Origin of the sequence: Nonomuraea soli (assembly GCF_013761175.1) — a bacterium.
GTDB lineage: Bacteria > Actinomycetota > Actinomycetes > Streptosporangiales > Streptosporangiaceae > Nonomuraea > Nonomuraea soli.
Genome location: NZ_JACDUR010000002.1, coordinates 86585 through 103059 on the forward strand (window position 1 = coordinate 86585; position 16475 = coordinate 103059).

Annotated in this window: 14 protein-coding genes; 10 read left to right on the plus strand and 4 right to left on the minus strand. The window is 72.5% G+C overall.

The window, feature by feature from the left end:
• Window positions 1-119 precede the first annotated feature (119 nt).
• The gene (locus HNR30_RS49985) at window positions 120-611 is read right to left on the minus strand and encodes an RICIN domain-containing protein (protein ID WP_181609074.1); all 492 of its coding nucleotides are present in this window, start codon (window positions 609-611) and stop codon (window positions 120-122) included.
• 63 nt (window positions 612-674) lie between these two features.
• Between HNR30_RS49985 and HNR30_RS49990 the strand changes: the two genes are divergently transcribed.
• On the plus strand, window positions 675-1007 hold the full coding sequence (locus tag HNR30_RS49990; protein ID WP_181609075.1) for a hypothetical protein: 333 nt from the start codon (window positions 675-677) through the stop codon (window positions 1005-1007).
• Here the strand turns inward: HNR30_RS49990 and HNR30_RS07815 are convergent.
• The gene (locus HNR30_RS07815; RefSeq protein ID WP_181609076.1) at window positions 995-2668 is read right to left on the minus strand and encodes a carotenoid oxygenase family protein; all 1674 of its coding nucleotides are present in this window, start codon (window positions 2666-2668) and stop codon (window positions 995-997) included. The genes HNR30_RS49990 and HNR30_RS07815 overlap by 13 nt on opposite strands.
• Before the next feature lie 167 nt (window positions 2669-2835).
• Here HNR30_RS07815 and HNR30_RS07820 point away from each other — a divergent pair, with 167 nt between their 5' ends.
• From HNR30_RS07820 to katG, 8 genes are all read left to right on the plus strand, one after another.
• The gene (locus HNR30_RS07820; protein ID WP_181609077.1) at window positions 2836-3903 is read left to right on the plus strand and encodes a PP2C family protein-serine/threonine phosphatase; all 1068 of its coding nucleotides are present in this window, start codon (window positions 2836-2838) and stop codon (window positions 3901-3903) included.
• A 10-nt stretch (window positions 3904-3913) separates the two neighbouring features.
• Complete coding sequence (locus HNR30_RS07825) at window positions 3914-4261, plus strand: STAS domain-containing protein (RefSeq protein WP_181609078.1); 348 nt, start codon at window positions 3914-3916, stop codon at window positions 4259-4261.
• The gene (locus HNR30_RS07830) at window positions 4258-4740 is read left to right on the plus strand and encodes a MarR family winged helix-turn-helix transcriptional regulator (RefSeq protein WP_181609079.1); all 483 of its coding nucleotides are present in this window, start codon (window positions 4258-4260) and stop codon (window positions 4738-4740) included. The genes HNR30_RS07825 and HNR30_RS07830 overlap by 4 nt, the downstream gene beginning before the upstream one ends.
• Window positions 4741-4817: 77 nt before the next feature.
• Window positions 4818-6077: a carotenoid oxygenase family protein gene (locus HNR30_RS07835; protein WP_181609080.1), complete on the plus strand. Its 1260-nt coding sequence runs from the start codon at window positions 4818-4820 to the stop codon at window positions 6075-6077.
• A gap of 38 nt (window positions 6078-6115) precedes the next feature.
• Window positions 6116-6997, plus strand: a complete 882-nt coding sequence (locus HNR30_RS07840; RefSeq protein WP_181609081.1) for a GntR family transcriptional regulator — start codon at window positions 6116-6118, stop codon at window positions 6995-6997.
• Window positions 6998-7049: 52 nt separating this feature from the next.
• A complete protein-coding gene (gene ilvA, locus HNR30_RS07845; RefSeq protein ID WP_181609082.1) occupies window positions 7050-8300 on the plus strand; it encodes a threonine ammonia-lyase IlvA in 1251 nt (416 codons plus the stop codon).
• A 78-nt stretch (window positions 8301-8378) separates the two neighbouring features.
• A complete protein-coding gene (locus tag HNR30_RS07850; RefSeq protein WP_181609083.1) occupies window positions 8379-8810 on the plus strand; it encodes a Fur family transcriptional regulator in 432 nt (143 codons plus the stop codon).
• Between the two features lie 15 nt (window positions 8811-8825).
• Window positions 8826-11078, plus strand: coding sequence for a catalase/peroxidase HPI (gene katG / locus HNR30_RS07855; RefSeq protein ID WP_181609084.1), 2253 nt, complete (start codon window positions 8826-8828; stop codon window positions 11076-11078).
• Window positions 11079-11152: 74 nt separating this feature from the next.
• Here katG and HNR30_RS07860 read toward each other — a convergent pair whose 3' ends face one another.
• On the minus strand, window positions 11153-11557 hold the full coding sequence (locus HNR30_RS07860; RefSeq protein WP_181609085.1) for a hypothetical protein: 405 nt from the start codon (window positions 11555-11557) through the stop codon (window positions 11153-11155).
• A 179-nt stretch (window positions 11558-11736) separates the two neighbouring features.
• Between HNR30_RS07860 and HNR30_RS49995 the strand changes: the two genes are divergently transcribed.
• Window positions 11737-15537: an nSTAND1 domain-containing NTPase gene (locus HNR30_RS49995; protein WP_181609086.1), complete on the plus strand. Its 3801-nt coding sequence runs from the start codon at window positions 11737-11739 to the stop codon at window positions 15535-15537.
• A 20-nt stretch (window positions 15538-15557) separates the two neighbouring features.
• Here HNR30_RS49995 and HNR30_RS07870 read toward each other — a convergent pair whose 3' ends face one another.
• The gene (locus HNR30_RS07870; protein ID WP_181609087.1) at window positions 15558-16457 is read right to left on the minus strand and encodes a cation diffusion facilitator family transporter; all 900 of its coding nucleotides are present in this window, start codon (window positions 16455-16457) and stop codon (window positions 15558-15560) included.
• Window positions 16458-16475 lie beyond the last annotated feature (18 nt).

Sequence of the window (16475 nt, forward strand, 5' to 3'; positions counted from 1 at the left end):
CGATCGCGCCGGCCGGAGGGTCGCCTCGGACGGAGGGGCGCCTCAGCCGGGATCGCCCAGCCGGGATCGCCTCGGCCGGGATCGTCCAGCGCCGGGGTCGCCTCGGCCGGGGCGGTGGATCAGCTGATCTGCGACCAGCGGCCGTAGGCGGGCGGGTTGACGGATCCGCCCCAGGTGGCGCGGATGTCGGTGGTGGCGCCGTGGTCGTAGAGGATCGCCTTGTGGACGGCGCTCACGATGCTCTGGTTCTCGACGATCCAGAGCTGGAGCGGGTTCCCCGGCTCGCAGGGAGCCGTGACGACGTTGTCCTGGCCGTTGTCGCCGTCCACGAGCTCGAGGCATCGCCCGGTCTTGCGGTTGCTGAGCTGCCAGGCGCCCGCCCACATGGAGGGCTGGAGGTACCACTGCTGGTAGGCGTACTTGTAGTCACCCGCCACGTAGCAGTACCTGCTGAACAGATGGTGGTCCGGGTTGGTGGTGATGCACTCCTGGGTCGCCCAGTTGCTGAATCTCGCGAGGCTGGTCCCGCTGGTGGCGGAGGCCGGTGGGACGCTGGTCAGGGTTGCCGTTCCCAGCGTCAAGGCCAGGATTGCTCTGGTTCGGATTCGCACAGCCGGGAGGTTAGGCGGGTGGGCTGTCTCTTCGCTTTTCCATGAAACAGATGGTCTGCGCAAGTGCTCACGGCGATCATCGACGTCAACGGTGTGAGCCCGCACCACGAGATCCAGGGCTTCGGCCCCCAGCAGTGGCCGGTCGTGGCGCACGCGGTGTGCGCGCAGCCGCCGCCAGGCCTGCGGCTGGTCACCGTGACCGAACTGTACGACTCCGCCCACGTCACGCGTGCTCGGCGTCGGCGGGCGGACGGCGGCGACCCTGCCGTACGCCCGGGTGGTCCTGAACGTCCTGGTCCCGTCGGCCCGTTCCGTCTCGGTGTTCGCCATGGAGGACGGGGACGGCACGCAGGCCCAGGCGGTCTGCGCGGACGCATGACCTCCTACGGCTGGTAGGACGCGGCGACCTCGTGGGCGAGCGCCCGCAGTTCGGGGTCGAGCGTGTCGAGGCGCTCGTCCAGGTCGTCGGCGAAGCTCAGGCGCTCGATCGAGCGGTCGTACGGCTGGGCGGACGGCATCCACGCCGAGTGGATCATGAAGGGGATCACGGTGCCGTGCGGCGGAGCCAGGACCGCGATCGGGCCGCGCGACACGTCGGCCGCGTCGAACAGCTCGACGCGGAAGCGCGCGTCGTTGTGCACGATGACGGCCAGATAGCCGTCGTGCCCGCCGGGCTCGGCTCCGCCGTACCTGGTCCTGCCCTGGCCGCGCGGGACGAAGACGGGTGAGGTGGGGTAGTCGTCCATCGACCAGGTCCACTCGGCGAGCGGCTTGAGCGTGTCGCGCTCCAGCGTGACCAGCGTCGAGGGCGTCTCCTCGGCGGGGAAGAGCGAGGCGTCGACGCGGTCGCCGTAGTTGCGCAGCAGCCGCCGGCTGATCGCCTCGGGGTGGAATCCCTGGAAGACGAGGTGGTGCCGGGTCGGGGCGAGCTGTCCCTCGAACGACCAGTCGATCGCCGACAGCTCGGCCTGCCAGTACCGCTGCGGGTCGCGCAGCCGGGCCAGGTCGGTGATGCGCCCGGATTCGGGGTCGATCTCCAGCAGCGTCACGACGGCGGGGCTCGCGCCGTGGCAGTACATGCCGCGCAGCGCCGGGTCGACGGGCCTGCCGAAGACGTCGACGTCGTCCTCACGCAGGTAGAGCCCGATGTCGACGCCGGGCGTGTGCTCCATGACCACCCGGATGCCGCCGGTGTCGTCGTAGGCGGCGTAGAAGTGGTTGACCTCGGGCGCCAGGCGCAGGACCCGGCCGGGTACGGCGGCGCCGCTCGGTGCCGCTTCCAGGTGGTCCTTGCGCACCAGGACGAGCGGCCCGTCCGGATTGTTGGCGACGCGCCGGTCGCCCGCGCCGAGCACCTCGTCCAGGTCCACCTTGTAGGCGGTGTCGGCCAGGACCAGCCAGTCGCGGGTCTGCGTGATCGTGTGCGTGGCCTGCGGGAAGGTGACCCCCGCCACGGGCCACCGGCTGACGTGCCTGCCGTCGCCGTCGTAGCGCACCACCGAGAGCGCGCCGGTGATCGGGTCGCGCGTGACCGACCACAGGCAGTGGCGCTCGGGGTCGATCACCGGGTGCGCGGTGGACAGGATCGAGGGCAGCGCCGGCGCGTCCAGCACCGGGGCCCAGTCGTCGCGGTGCCCCACCTCCGCCACGAAGGCGAGGGTGGCCGGGTCCACCTCGACCGGGCGACCGGCGTCCCAGGTGGCGAACAGCCGGTCGCCCCAGGGAAGCGGGGCGGTGTTGGCGGCGTTGACTCCTCCGAAGGGCGACTGGGTTCCCACCGGGCCGGCGCGGAACAGATCGGGCCGCCTGTGGCGCAGCCGGACGGACGGGGAGTCGATCACCCGTGGCGTCCAGGCGAAGCCTCCGCCCGGGCCGGGTCCGAGCGACAGCCTCACCATGACGCCGTCGCCGAAGAAGGCGTGCAGCGGGTGGGTGCGCTGGTCCGAGGTGCTGATCAGCAGGTGACCGCGGATGTCGTCCGGCCAGGTTCCGCCGGCGACGGTGAGCTCGAGGTCGGGCAGGTCGCCCTTGGTGAGGATCGAGCGGGGGATGGGCACGTCGGACTCCCTGCGCGGGGGCTGTGGAAACGACGTTACTGCGTGGGGAACAGCACGGGAAGGCTGCGGAATTGACCCTTGCATGGAGCAATGATTTTGCTACGGTGGATCGGGATGCCGGGAAGTCTGGTCGGCAACGTGCCGCGACGACGAGAAGAGGCTGATCCATGGCGACCTCGCGCAGGCGCGCCGGGACACGGTCGCAGCTCGTGCTGCGCGGCCTGCCGTTCGCGGTCATGGCCCTGGTCGCCGTGGCCGACCTCGTCGCCGGGCCCGCGCTCGCGTTCCTCTCGCTGCTCACCCTGGGCCCCACCTTCGCGTCGGTCTCCGGCAGCGTGCGCCGCACCGCGGCGGTCGGCGCGCTCGCCCTGGTCATCTGCATCCCGCTGGCCGCCTACAGCGGCACCCTGCTGACGTGGCAGAACAACCTCACGCTCGCCACCCTCATCAGCGTCACCGGGGCGAGCATGCTCGCCGCCCATCTGCGGCTCAGGCGCGAACGGGAGCTGGCCAACGTGCGGCTGGTGGCCGAGGCCGCGCAGCGGGTGCTGCTGCGCCCGGTGCCGCGCCGGGCCGGTGACGTGCACCTGGCGTTGTCGTACACCTCGGCCGCCGCCGAGGCGCACATCGGCGGCGACCTCTACGAGGTGGTCACCACGCCGATGGGCGTGCGCCTGATCGTCGGCGACGTGCAGGGCAAGGGACTGGGCGCGGTCGAGACCGCCGCCTGGGTGCTCGGCGCCTTCCGCGAAGCGGCCTACGACCAGCCCGACCTCGTCTGCGTGGCCCAGCGCGTGGAGGCCACCCTCACCCGCCACCTGGGCGCGGAATCGTTCGTGACGGCCATCCTGGCCGAGATCGGCGACGGCGAGCTCACACTGCTCAACTGCGGGCATCCCGCCCCGCTCATGCTCAGGCGCGACGGTCACATCGAGCTGGTCACCCCGCCGGAGGAGAGCCTTCCGCTCGGGCTCTCGGCGATGACCTCGGCCACCCCCAAGCCGCACACCTGCACCTTCGGCGAGCAGGACCAGATCCTCTTCTACACCGACGGCGTGATCGAGACCCGCGACCCGGACGGGGCGTTCTACCCGCTCATCGACCGGGCCGAGCTGCTCAACGAGGGCGATCCCCAGCAGGCGCTCGACGCCCTGCGCGAAGACCTGATCGATCATGCCGGCGGCCCGCTGGCCGACGACGCGGCCATGCTGCTCCTGCGGCGGCACGGCTACTGAGGAATCCCCCATGGACGAATTCACCGTCGACCTCGACCGACACGGCGACATCGTCGTCATCCGCCTGCACGGCGAACTCGACCTGCGCACCGCGCCGACCCTTCGCGACTGCCTGGCCGTGGCGCTGTCGCAGCTCGACGCCCCGATCGTGGTCGTCGACGCCTCCCGGCTGACCTTCTGCGACTCCAGCGGCGTCTCGGTGCTGCTGAGCGGCTACGGGCTGGCCAAGGCGGCCGGAGGACACCTGGCGCTCAGCTGCGTCGGCGGGCGGCTGACCAGGGTCCTGGAGGTCACGGGGCTGATCTCGCACTTCCAGATCTTCCCCACCACGCACGAGGCCCTGGCCGAGCTGAGGTGAACGACAACGGCGGCACGAAAGAGCCCGACCCGGTGAGTTCGGCGGTGCTGACCGGCTCCCGGGTCCTGGTCGGCATCGCCGTACGGTCGTTGTCGGCCGTCGGGCACCGGGTGACGCTCCCGCAGCTGCGCATGCTCGTCGTCCTGTCGGCCCGGGGCGAGACCAAGCTGGTCGCCATGGCCGAGCAACTGGCCGTCAACTCCTCCACGGCCATGCGCATGGCCGACCGGCTCGCCGGGGCCGGGCTGATCGTCCGTACGGTGAACCCGGGCAACCGGCGCGAGTCGCTGATGCGGCTCACCCCCGAGGGCCAGGACGTGGTCGACAGGGTCAACGCCCACCGCCGCGAGGAGATCCGCCTCATCGTCTCCCGGATGGCACCGGAGCATCGGCAGGCGCTGATCGACGCGATGGCCGCCTTCAACGAGGCGGCAGGGGAGCCGCCCGCGGACGGCTGGGGCCCGGCCAGCTGGCCGTAGCCTTCTGCACTAGTGCACAGCATGCCCTTTCGCCTTGTGGAAGGGGGATTCGCCACTCTGCTGCGTACGGTGTCCACATGAGATACCTGGAAGGGGCGTTCGCCCCTGTCACCGAGGAGATCACCGCGTTCGACCTGCCCGTCACGGGGCGGATCCCCGCCGAGCTCAACGGCCGTTACCTGCGCAACGGGCCCAACGCCCTGGGCGTGGAGGACCCCGCCGTCCACATCTGGGGCATGGGCCAGGGCATGGTGCACGGCGTACGGCTGCGCGAGGGCCGCGCCGAGTGGTACCGCAACCGGTTCGTGCGCACGCCCGGCTTCGCGCCCATGGTCAACGTGATCGAGCACGCCCGCCGGACCTTCGCCCTGGCGGAAGGCGGCCTGCCGCCCGCCGAGCTCGACGACGACCTGAACACCGTGGGCCCGTGCGCCCTGGGCGGCACCGCCGACGGCTTCACGGCTGGAGCGCACTCCAAGCACGACCCTCGCACCGGGGAACTGCACTCCTTGTCGTACATGGTCGGCGTCGAGCTCGTGCAGCACATCGTCACCGACGCCGGGGGACAGGTGGTGCGCACCACCTCCATCCCCATGACACGCACGCCGTTCATGCACGACTTCGCGCTCACCGAGAACCACATGGTGGTGTGGGACACGCCGCTCGGCTTCGACGGGTTCGACTGCCGGTGGCTGCCGGGGCACCCGACCAGGGTGGGCGTCATGCCGCGCACCGGCGGCCGGGTGCGCTGGCAGGAGATCGGCCCGGTGCACGTGAGCCACACGCTGAACGCCTACGACGACGGCGACACGGTCGTGGTCGACCTGGTCACCGCGCAGGGGCCGTTCGACCCCGCCGATCCGGGAGCCATCAGGCCCGTGCTGGACCGCTGGACGATCGGCCCCGACCGGGTCCATCAGCGCCGCATCGACGACCGGCCGCAGGACTTCCCGAGGGTGAACGAGGCGCGCCTCACCCGGCCCTATCGCTACGGCTACTCGGCGGCGACCGCGCTCTACGGCATCCCGTTCGCCCCCGAGGGCCCGCCCCCGGACGACGCCTTCGTCAATGCCCTGGTCAAGCACGACCTGGAGCGCGGGACGGCCGAGGTGCACGCCTTCGGCCGTGACGAGGCGGCGGGCGAGGCCGTGTTCGCCGCCACCGGAGAGGGCGAGGACGAGGGCTTCCTGCTCACCTACGTCCATAACCCCTCGCGCGGAGCCGGTGACCTGGTGATCCTCTCGGCGCAGGACTTCACCGGCGAGCCCGTCGCCCGGGTGCACTTGCCCGGCAGGGTGCCTCTCGGCCTGCACGGCAACTGGCTGCCCGACCACTGAGGCGTGGCAGTGGCGCGCCGGCGTGGCAGCATGGCCTCGTGAACGATCCGCGACCGCCCTACCTCCGGATCGTCGCCGACATCGAGCGGCGCATCGCCGAGGGCGAGCTGCGGCCGGGCGAGCCCGTCCCCACCACCAGGGCGATCATGGGCGAGTGGGGCGTGGCGATGGCGACGGCCAGCAAGGCCCTGGCAGCGCTCAAGCAGGCGGGCACCATCGAGTCGACCTCCCGCGTCGGCGCGGTCGTCGCCTCCAGGCGGCTGCCCTCGCGTTCCGCCGGGGGCCTCGACCGCGACCGGGTCGTCCGCGTGGCCATGGGGATCGCCGACGCCGGCGGGCTGGCGGGGCTGTCCATGCGGGCGGTGGCGGCCGAGCTCGGCGTCGCCACCATGACCCTCTACCGTCATCTCGAGGCCAAGGCGGAGCTCACGCAGCTGATCGCCGACGCCGCGTTCGCCGAGATCGACTACCCGGAGCCGCCGCCCGGCTGGCGTTCCCACCTGCGGGTCGCGGCGCACCTGCAATGGGCCGCCTACCAGCGCCACCCCTGGCTGCCCAGGCTGGTGTCCATCACCCGCCCGGCCGTCCTGCCGGGTCAGCTCGCGTACGGCGAGTGGACCCTGCGCGCGCTCGACGGCCTCGGGCTCGACCCCACCACCCGCATGCACGTCTACGCCACGCTCGTGAACTACGTGCGCGGCACCGCGTTCACCATCGAGAGCGAGGCCGCCGCCGAGCTCGACACGGGGATGACCAGCAAGCAGTGGGGCAGGGCCAGGCTCTCCGCCGACGGGCCGCTGATCGCCAGGATCGAGGGGGCCGAGGCGGAGCTCGACCTGGAATCGTTGTTCGCCTTCGGCCTCGAACGCCTCCTCGACGGCCTCACCTTCGTGATCACATCACGCGACAGGAACCGCTGACCTGGCGCGGGTTCCGTGCGAGCCACACCCGCCCCATTGCTAGCATCCGTGGATGACCAAGCGCCTCACCGCCGCGATGATCAGCCAGGCGGCCGAACGCCTGCGGCCCGTCGTCCGGCGCACCCCGCTGGAGTCCAACCAGCGGCTGTCCGACCTGCTCGGCACCGAGGTGCTGCTCAAGCGCGAAGACTCCCAGATCTGCCGCTCCTACAAGGTGCGGGGCGCGTTCAACCTGATCGCCTCGCTCACCGAGGCCGAGCAGCGCCGCGGCGTCGTCTGCGCCAGCGCGGGCAACCACGGTCAGGGCGTCGCCTTCGCCTGCGCGCGGCTGGGCATCGACGGGCGCGTCTACGTCCCGTCCACGACCCCGCGGCAGAAGCGCGAGCGCATCGCCGCGCTGGGCGGGGAGCGCGTGCAGGTCGTGGTCGGCGGCGGCACCTACGACGAGGCCAGCACCGCCGCGCACGCCGACAGCGACCGCACCGGCGCCGTCTACGTGCACCCCTTCGACGACGTCAGGACCATGGCCGGTCAGGGCACGGTGGGCCTGGAGCTCCTGGCCCAGTCGCCGCGACGCCCGCACACGGTCGTGCTGCCGGTCGGCGGCGGCGGCCTGATCGCGGGCGTCGCCGTGTGGCTGCGCGAACACTCGCCCGCCACCCGCATCATCGGGGCCGAGCCCGCCGGAGCGGCCAGCATGCGCGCCGCCCTCGACCACGGCGGCCCCGTCGCCCTGCCCGAGATCGACAGCTTCGTCGACGGCGCCGCCGTCGGCCGGGTGGGGGAGTTCACCTTCCCGCTGGTCAAGGATCTGGTCGACGAGATCGTGGCAGTCGACGAGGGCGCGATCTGCACGGAGATGCTGGATCTGTACCAGAGCGACGGCATCATCGCCGAACCCGCCGGCGCGCTCGCCGGCGCGGCCGCCCGCGAGCTCATGCCGTACGGCTCGCCGGGCCCGGTGGTCTGCGTGGTGTCGGGAGGCAACAACGACGTCAGCCGCTACGGCGAGGTGCTGGAGCGCTCGCTGGTCCACATCGGGCTGCGCCACTACTTCCTGGTCACCTTCCCCCAGCGTCCCGGCGCCCTGCGCCACTTCCTCGACGAGGTGCTGGGCGAGGGCGAGGACATCATCGCCTTCGAGTACGTCAAGAAGAACAACCGCGACACCGGCCCCGCCCTCGTCGGCATCGAGCTGGAGCGCGCCGGCGACCTGGAGAGCCTGCTGCACAGGATGAAGGCGAGCCCGCTCACGGTGGAGCGCATCCCGCCCGGCTCGCCGCTGTTCACCTTCCTGCTCTGAGAGATCGATCAACGAGTTCAGGCCGACATCATTCACTTCCTTTAACCGTTCATGTTTTTGGATGTGTACGTTGGAGTCATGACCTCATCCCAGCCGCCGACCACCGCCGAGGAGCTGCGTGGCGCCGGCCTGCGGGTGACGGCCGCTCGTGTCGCGCTGCTCGAGGCCGTCAGGAACGGTGACCACCTCGGCGTCGAGGCGCTCGCCTCGGGCGTGCGCGACCGGGTCGGCCATGTCTCCCTCCAAGCCGTGTACGAAGCCCTGCACGCCCTCACCGGCGCGGGGCTCGTCCGCCGAATTGAACCGCCGGGCAGTCCCGCCCTGTACGAAGGGCGCGTCGGCGACAACCACCACCACATCGTGTGCCGATCGTGTGGTGTCGTCGTCGACGTCGACTGCGCGGTCGGTGAGGCGCCCTGCCTGACCGCGTCCGACGATCACGGGTTCGTGATCGACGAGGCCGAGGTCATCTTCTGGGGTACGTGCCTCACCTGTTCCACCGCCAGCTGATCCGGAAGGATTCCCATGACCGAGAACCACGACGCGAACGTCACTGGAGCGGGCGGCTGCCCGGTAGCGCACGACTCCGTGACCGCGCATGGCAGCGAGAGCGAGAACCCGGCGATCGACTCGCCGACCCCGCAGACCGGCGGCCGCCCGCGCACCAACCGCGACTGGTGGCCCAACCAGCTCGACCTCTCGGTGCTGCGTGCCCACTCCTCCAGGGGCAACCCGCTGGGCGAGGGCTTCAGCTACGCCAAGGAGCTCGAGAAGCTCGACGTCGAGGCGCTGAAGCAGGACATCATCCAGGTGCTCACCACCTCGCAGGACTGGTGGCCCGCCGACTTCGGCCACTACGGCGGCCTGATGATCCGGATGAGCTGGCACGCCGCGGGCACCTACCGCATCCACGACGGCCGCGGCGGAGCGGGCGACGGCGGCCAGCGGTTCGCCCCGCTCAACAGCTGGCCCGACAACGCCAACCTCGACAAGGCCCGCCGCCTGCTGTGGCCGGTCAAGCAGAAGTACGGCCAGCAGATCTCGTGGGCCGACCTGCTCGTGCTCGCCGGCAACGTCGCCCTGGAGTCGATGGGCTTCAAGACCTTCGGCTTCGGCTTCGGCCGCGAGGACGTCTGGGAGCCCGAGGAGATCTTCTGGGGCCCCGAGGACGCCTGGCTGGGCGACGAGCGCTACGTCACTGACAGCACGATGGCGCCCAACGTGGGCGCGACCGAGATGGGCCTCATCTACGTCAACCCCGAGGGCCCGCGCGGCAACGCCGACCCGGCCGCGGCGGCCCACTTCATCCGCGAGACCTTCGCGCGCATGGCGATGAACGACGAGGAGACCGTCGCCCTCATCGCCGGCGGCCACACCTTCGGCAAGACCCACGGCGCCGGCATCGCCGACGACCACGTGGGCCGCGAGCCCGAGGGGGCGCCGCTGGAGGCGCAGGGCCTGGGCTGGCTGAGCAGCTTCGGCACCGGCAAGGGCGGCGACACGATCACCAGCGGCCTCGAGGTGACCTGGACCGACCGGCCGACCCAGTGGAGCAACCGCTTCTTCGAGATCCTCTTCGGCTACGAGTGGGAGCTCACCACGAGCCCCGGCGGGGCCAAGCAGTGGGTCGCCAAGGACGCCGAGGCCATCATCCCCGACCCCTTCGACCCGTCGAAGAAGCACCGGCCGACGATGCTGACGACCGACCTGTCGCTGCGCGTCGACCCCGAGTACCTCAAGATCTCCCGCCGGTTCCTGGAGAACCCCGACGAGTTCGCGCTGGCCTTCGCCAAGGCCTGGTACAAGCTGCTGCACCGCGACATGGGCCCGGTCAGCCGCTTCCGCGGCCCGTGGGTCGCCGAGCCGCAGCTGTGGCAGGACCCTGTGCCCGCGGTCGACCACGAGCTCGTGGGCGAGTCCGACATCGCCGCCCTGAAGGCGAAGGTCCTCGACTCCGGCCTCACCACCGCCCAGCTGGTCTCCACCGCCTGGGCGTCGGCCGCGACCTTCCGCTCCACCGACAAGCGCGGCGGAGCCAACGGCGCGCGCCTGCGCCTGGAGCCGCAGCGCGGCTGGGAGGTCAACCAGCCCGACCGGCTCGCGACCGTCCTCAGTGTCCTCGAGGGCATCCAGCGCGAGTTCAACGAGGCGGGCGGCGCGAAGATCTCGCTCGCCGACCTGATCGTCCTGGCCGGCTCCGCGGCCGTGGAGAAGGCGGCCCGCGAGGCCGGCGCCACGGTGACGGTGCCCTTCCGTCCCGGCCGCACCGACGCCACGCAGGAGCAGACCGACGTCGACTCCTTCGCGGTCCTCGAGCCTCGGGCCGACGGCTTCCGCAACTACCTGCAGGCGGGCGAGAAGACCCAGCCGGAGGTGCTGCTCCTCGACCGCGCCTACATGCTCAACCTGACCCCGCCGGAGATGACCGTCCTGGTGGGCGGCCTGCGCTCCCTCGGGGCCAACGTCGGCGACTCCCGGCACGGAGTCCTGACCGGGCAGCCCGGCGTCCTCACCAACGAGTTCTTCGTCAACCTGCTGGCCCCGGGCACCCGGTGGAAGGCGTCGGAGTCCGAGGAGCACGTGTACGAGATCCGCGACGTGGCCACCGACGAGGTGAAGTGGACCGCCACCGCGGTCGACCTCGTCTTCGGCTCCAACTCGCAGCTGCGCGCGCTCGCGGAGGTCTACGCCTCGCAGGACGCCCGTGACAAGTTCGTCGCCGACTTCGTCGCGGCCTGGACCAAGGTCATGGAGCTCGACCGCTTCGACCTGGCCTGATCCCGTTCACCCCGTCCTGCGAGCCCGGCCGCGCCATCATGGCGCGGCCGGGCTCGCCGGCGTTTCGGCCAGGGTCAGGAACAGGCGGGGTCGTCCGTGGTCGCGCTGCCGAAGCGGGCGATGGGCAGCTTGGCCCGGATGGTGAAGCAGCCGCCCTCCCGCGCCGCCGTCTCCAGGTGCGGCAGCGCCCGGCGGTACGGGATGCCGATCGCGACTCCGCAGGCCGCGGCGGCCAGCGGAGGCAGCCGGAAGCACACCAGACCGGCGGCGGCGTCGGCGGTCCAGCCGTGCCTGTCGAGATGTCCCGCGACCGCCTGCGTGGCGTGCGGGCGCAGGTAGTAGGTGCAGTTGAACCTGCTGACGCACTCCTTGTTGAAGTAGACGCCGGTGGCGGCGTGGGCGGGAGCGGGCAGGACAGCGGTCACGCAGACGGCGCCGGCGAGCGCCACCAGCAGCCGCGCCGATCGGAGATGGGTCACGGTCGACTCCTTCCGTTGCTTGGAGATCCGACCGTCGCCGCCCGGCGGGGTGTCCGGCGACCGGGTCCGGACACCTGGCGGAGAAACCCTCCGCTACCGGCTGGTCACCGCCTACTCTGTGCGAGTGCTTCCGTGTCCGGTACCTCCGGACATCTTCGGCTTCCGGACGGAGTCGCGTGGTGGAGAACGCCAGGACTCGCTTCGCGGCCCGCCTGCGCGAGCTGAGGACGGCCGCGGGGCTGACCGTGCGAGGGCTGGAGATCGCCAGCGCCAGGACGCCCCGGAGGCGGCCGGGCGAGGATGCGATCCAGCTCGCGAGCAGCACCATCGACGGCATGACCAGCCGCCGGGCCCCGACCCGTCCGGAACGGCACAACTTCGAGGTGTTCGTCGACACCTGCCTGCGGGTGGCCGCCCAGACCGGGCGGGTGCTGCCGCCCGAGCTCGCGGATCGGGGGCGCTGGGACGAGGCGTACCAGGCGCTGCGCGAGGAGACGGAGGCCCGGCCGAAGGCGGCCAGGGCGCCGCGCGCGGCCGCGGAGGCCGCGCCGTACCGGGGACTGGAGTCGTACGGCTCGGCCGACGAGCGGTGGTTCTTCGGCCGTGACGACCTGGTCGAGGCGCTGATGGACCGGGCGGGGGACGGCGGCCTGCTGGTGGTCACGGGCGCGTCGGGCGCGGGCAAGTCGTCGGTGTTACGGGCCGGCCTGGTCCCGGCGCTCGCCCGCGCGGGCAACCGCGGCACGGTCCTGCTCGAACCCGGCGACGACCCGCTCGCCTCCCTGCGCCGCCTGCTCGGCGGCACAGCCAGCGATCCGCCCGCCGATTCGTCTGTCGGAGCCCTCGCTGAGCGGGCTCGGCGCAGGTGGAGGGGCGAGGTCGTCATCGTGGACCAGTTCGAGGAGGTCTTCTCGGCCCCCGACGACCAGCGCCGCGCCTTCCTCGCGGCGCTGGCGGTGCTGGCCGGTACGGGCGGCGCCCAGGCGGTGGTCCTCGGCGTCCGGGCCGACTTCTTCGGCCAGTGCGCCGCCTGCCCAGAACTCGTGCCCGCCCTCGAACAGCCCGTGGTCGTGGCCCCGATGGACCGCGACCGCCTGCTGGAGGTCATCCAGGGCCCCGCCCGCGTGGCCGGGCTGAGGCTGGAGGACGGCCTGGCCGAGCTGCTCCTGGAGGACCTGCGCAGCGACCGCGACCACGCCGACGCCGTCGGGGTGCTGCCGCTGCTCTCGCACGCCCTGCTCCAGACGTGGCACCACCGCCAGGACGGCACGCTCACCTTCGCCGGGTACCGCGCCACCGGCGGGATCAACCGGTCGCTGGCCCAGACCGCCGACGCCGCGGTCGACGAGCTGGGCCTGGGCGGCAGGAGGGCGGCGCGCCGCCTGCTGACGCGCCTGGTCCAGCTCGGCGCGGACGCGCCGGACACCGCGCGGCGCCTGCCGCTGGACGACGCGGTGCGCGACGAACAGGACGGCGAGCCCACCCGGAAGGTGCTCGACCATCTCGTCCGGGCCAGGCTGCTGACGGTCGACCATCGCAGCGTGCAGATCGCCCACGAGGCGCTCATCCGCGGCTGGCCGCGCCTGCGGTTGTGGCTGGAGGAGGACAGGGCGGAACTGCTGACGCGGCAGCGGCTGGCGACCGACGCCGCCGACTGGGAGGCCAGCGGCCGCGACCCCGCCTACCTGTACGCGAGCACCCGCCTGAGCGGCGCGCTGGCCCTGCGGGAGGTGGGCGCCGTCGCGGCCGGTTTCCTCGACGAGGCGCGCCGGGCCGACGCCCGGCGTTCCAGGCGCCGCCGCGCCACGACCGCGGTGCTGGCGGGCTCGCTGGTGGTCGCGCTGATCGCCGCGGTGGCGGCCGTCCTGCTGTACGGCGACGCCAGGGCGCAGACCGCGCAGGCGGTGTCCAGACAGCTCGCGGCGCAGACGAAGTTCGTGGCGGAGACCGATCCGGCCACGGCGCTCCGGCTGTCGGCGACCGCCTGGCGCGTCTCCCCGACGGACGAGGCCAGGCAGGCGATGCTGGACACGCTCGCCAACCCGGCACGCCAGATCCTGGCCGGGCACATCTACTGGGTGTACTCCGTCGCCTACGCGCGGACGGGCGGGATCATGGCGACCGGCGGCGGCGACACCATGGTGCGGTTGTGGGACGCCCGAGGGTACGGGCAGCTCGGCGCGCCCCTGGCCGGCCACGTCGAGCACGTGACCTCGGTCGTGTTCAGCCGCGACAGCCGTACTCTGGCCTCCGGCAGCCTCGACGGAACGGCGCGGCTGTGGAACGTGGCGACGCGCCGGCAGGCCGGCGATCCGATCGACCTGCGCCCGGCGCAGATCCACTCGGTCGCGCTGACGGCCGACGGCGCGACGCTGGCCACGGCCGCCACCGACGGCACGGTCCGGCTGTGGCGGGTCTCCGACCACCGGCAGCTCGCCGAGTTCACCCGCACGAACCAGGTGTTCTACGGCGTCGCCTTCAGCCCCGACGGCAGCCGGCTGGCGGCGGCGGGCTCCGACGGCACGCACCTGTGGGACGTGGCCACCCGCGAGAGCCTCGCCCACCTGCCCGTTCCGGCAGGTCAGCGGGTCAACGCCGTCGCCTTCGGCCCGCACGGGACGGTGCTGGCCACCGCGCACTCCGACGGCGTCGCCCGCCTGTGGGACACCCGCACCCACGAGCGGCTCGCCGAGCTGAGCGGGCACGCCGGCGAGGTCAGGGCGCTCGCCTTCGACCGCGACGGCGAGCTGCTGGCGACCGGCGGCGACGACCGCGAGGCCCGCCTGTGGGACGTGCGGAGCGGCCGCCCGGTCAGGCAGCCGCTCACCGGGCACACCGACCGCATCTTCGGCCTCGCCTTCAGCCCTGAGGGGCCGGAACTGGCCACCGCCAACGCCGACCGGACCGTGCGCATCTGGGACGTGTCGGTGCGCCGGCAGATCGGCACGGCCTTCGGCGACCACACGGCGGAGGTCAACGACCTCGTCTTCACCCCCGACGGCGCGACGCTGGCCAGCGCGGGAGCCGACCGACGGCTCGGGCTGTGGAACGTGGCCGAGCAGATTCCGATCGGCCCGCCGTACCAGCTGCCCTGGGAGGTGCTCAACGTCGACATCAGCAGGGACGGCGAGCTCCTGGCGGCGGCCTCGGGGGAGCGCCCGATATTGCCCGAGGGCGGCTTCGCGCCGGGCAACGGCGACGGCGACGTCAGGCTGTGGAACCTGGCCACGCGCGAGCAGCTCGGCCCGCCTCTCGCGGCAGGTGGGCCGGTCGTCGCGGCGGTCGCCTTCAGCCCGGTGGCGCCGCTCATGGCGACGGCGGGATTCGACAACAAGGCCCACCTGTGGGACCTGGCGACCCGGAGCGAGGTCGGCGAGCCGTTCGTCGGCCACATCACGTGGGTCAAATCGGTCGCCTTCAGCCCCGACGGCAGGACACTCGTCACGACCGCGCTCGACAACACGATCCTGCTCTGGGAGACCGCCACCGGCAAGCAGCTCGGGCCGCCCCTCGGCGGGCACCACAACTGGGTGAAGGGCGCGGCCTTCCACCCCCGTGGCGATCTGATCGCGACGGTGGCCGACGACCGCACGGCACGCCTGTGGGACATCGGCACTCGCGGCCAGCGGGGCCACAGCATGACGGGCCACGCCGACGGCTACCTGAACGGCCTGGCCTTCAGCCCGGACGGCTCCACCCTGGTCACCGCGGGCCAGGACGGCACGGTCCGGTTCTGGGACGTGGCCACCCAGCTCCAGACCGGGCCGCCGCTCTGGCATCCGAAGCCGGTCAGGGCGGTGGCCTTCAACCGTGAGGGCGACCGGCTCGCCACGGGGGCGGACGACGGCAGGATCCGGCTGTGGGACGTGACCCCCGTGCCCGACCCGTTCGCCGCGGTCTGCGCCGCCGCGGGGCGTTCCCTCACGGCCGGCGAGTGGCGGCGGTACCTGCCGGGGCAGGACTACATGAAGGTCTGCTGACGGGCGGGGGCCGGGCCTGGTCACCAGTCCAGTTCGTCGCACCCGCGGTGGTCGCCCGGCTCGACCTGGAGGGTCGCGTGCGCGACGCCGTGCCTGCTGCGGAGCAGGTCGCGGGCGCGGTCGAGCACCGCGTGGCCGTCCTCGGGCGCCGTGGTGACCAGGTGGGCGGTGGCGACGTTCATGCCGGAGGTCAGCGTCCACAGGTGCAGGTCGTGCACGTCGCGCACGCCGTCGAGGGCCGCCAGGTCGGCGGCGACCGCCGCGGCGTCCAGGTCCTCGGGGACGTGCTGGCCCAGGACGGCGAAGACCTGGCGGCCCAGGGCGACGGCGCGGACGGCGACGAAGACGCCGATGGCCAGCGCCACGACCGTGTCCCAGAAGGCCTGGCCGGTGGCGGCGATGAGCCAGCCGGCCGCGATGACGCCGGCCGAGCCGGCCGTGTCGGCGAGGACCTCCAGGTAGGCGCCCCTGACGTTGAGGCTCTCACCGGCGCCGGAGCGCAGCAGGAACAGGGCGACGAGGTTGACGGCCAGGCCGGCGGCTCCCACGACGAGCATCGGTCCCGAGGAGACCTCCGCCGGGCCGCCGATGCGGCCGATCGCCTCGGCGACCACGTAGACGGCCACGCCGATCATCAGCACGACCGCCAGGAGCGAGGCGAACACCTCGGCGCGGTAGGAGCCGTAGGTGCGGCGGCCCGTGGTGTCGGGGCGGGTGGCGATCCTGGTCGCGACGAGGGCCGCGCCGAGCGTGACGACGTCGGCGGCCATGTGGCCGGCGTCCGACAGCAGGGCGAGGGAGCCGGAGGCCAGGCCGTAGACGAGTTCGACGACGAAGAACGCGCCGACGAGCACGAAGGACAGCGCCAGCCGCCACCGGTGCCGTCCTGCGGCGTGTCCGTGTCCATGTCCGGCGCCCATGCTGGAGCCTCCTGCGGG

What these genes read in the sequence shown, in the direction of transcription:
- HNR30_RS07820 (WP_181609077.1), top strand. Translation starts at nt 2,836, where the DNA reads ATGGCGACCTCGCGCAGGCGCGCCGGGACACGGTCGCAGCTCGTGCTG.
- HNR30_RS07825 (WP_181609078.1), top strand. Translation starts at nt 3,914, where the DNA reads ATGGACGAATTCACCGTCGACCTCGACCGACACGGCGACATCGTCGTC.
- HNR30_RS07835 (WP_181609080.1), top strand. Translation starts at nt 4,818, where the DNA reads ATGAGATACCTGGAAGGGGCGTTCGCCCCTGTCACCGAGGAGATCACC.
- ilvA (WP_181609082.1), top strand. Translation starts at nt 7,050, where the DNA reads ATGACCAAGCGCCTCACCGCCGCGATGATCAGCCAGGCGGCCGAACGC.
- HNR30_RS07850 (WP_181609083.1), top strand. Translation starts at nt 8,379, where the DNA reads ATGACCTCATCCCAGCCGCCGACCACCGCCGAGGAGCTGCGTGGCGCC.
- katG (WP_181609084.1), top strand. Translation starts at nt 8,826, where the DNA reads ATGACCGAGAACCACGACGCGAACGTCACTGGAGCGGGCGGCTGCCCG.
- HNR30_RS07870 (WP_181609087.1), bottom strand. Translation starts at nt 16,457, where the DNA reads ATGGGCGCCGGACATGGACACGGACACGCCGCAGGACGGCACCGGTGG.